Below are 1,042 nucleotides of genomic sequence, written 5' to 3' on the forward strand. Positions count from 1 at the left end.
GCTACTGAACTTGATTGGGTGATGTCGGTCTGATCGTGTCAGTTGTTCAGGGTCAGGCCGGTGCCTATGAGGCAGCCGTCGATGAGGTGCGGTCGGTACTGGGTCTTCTTGAGGCTGCGCTTCACGGCGGCGGCGAGCTGGTCGAGGTTCGCGGCGGCGAGGTTGCCGATCGTCCGTTTCACCAGGGACCAGATGCCTTCCTGCGGGTTGAGGTCGGGTGCGTAGGACGGGAAGTGGAAGACGGTCAGCCAGTCCTCGTTCGCGGCGATGAAGTCTTTCATCTGCGGCATGAGATGGGTGCGCAGGTTGTCCCAGACCAGGACGATGGGGCCTTTGAGCTGGTTGTGCGCCCGCACGATGAGGTCGCGGTAGTCCTGCCAGGTGAATCCCTTGGGTTCGCCCTTGCGGCCCCGGTGGACGCGGAAGCTGTAGATCAGCCTCGACCGGTCTCCGCGTCGGAAGCAGACCATTCCCGCCATCGAAACCCGCCCCGAACCCCTGCCCCGGACGCGGACGACCGGCGTCTGGCCGATGCGGCCCCAGGACCTTGCGCGTGGCGGCCTCAGCGACTGGCTGGCCTCGTCCTCGAACACGATCCAGGCCCCGCGGGCCGCCGCCGTGCTTTTACCTGCGGCCACACCTCCTTCTTCCACAACTCCACAGCTGCGTCGTCACGTTCGATCGCCCGTCGGGCCGGCTGCTGCCACGACCAGCCATGGCGCTTCAGCAGCCGCCACGTCCCCTCCACCGTGTAGCCGACGTGGAACAACCGTCCGATCAGAGTCTTCACCCGGGCCAGTGTCCACCGCTGGTCAGCCCAGCCATGGGCGAGCGGACCGCGCTCCAACTCCCGCTCCAGTTTGGCAATTTGGTCTGCGGAGAGCCTCGGACGCCCTGGCGATCCCTTCGACCGGACACCCTCTACACCCCGCTCGCGCCACTGCCGACGCCAGCGCTCCACCGACCGCTCGCTCACCCGCAGCGCGGCCGCGATCTCCCGGTTCTTCGCGCCGCTCTCGAAACGACCGACTGCCTCCAGCCG

General features: G+C 67.0%; 1 protein-coding gene. It reads right to left on the reverse strand.

The annotated features are described in order from the left end of the window. Positions 1-38: 38 nt before the first annotated feature. Positions 39-1,042, reverse strand: a protein-coding gene (locus ACZ7L9_RS38120; protein ID WP_471422104.1) for an IS630 family transposase whose coding sequence is annotated in 2 segments (ribosomal slippage) — positions 39-655 and positions 655-1,042 — 1,005 coding nt annotated over the 2 segments. Because the reading frame shifts where the segments join, the coding sequence is not laid out codon by codon here. This gene is flagged as partial in the annotation.

Source organism: Streptomyces sp. NPDC111516 (assembly GCF_055635345.1).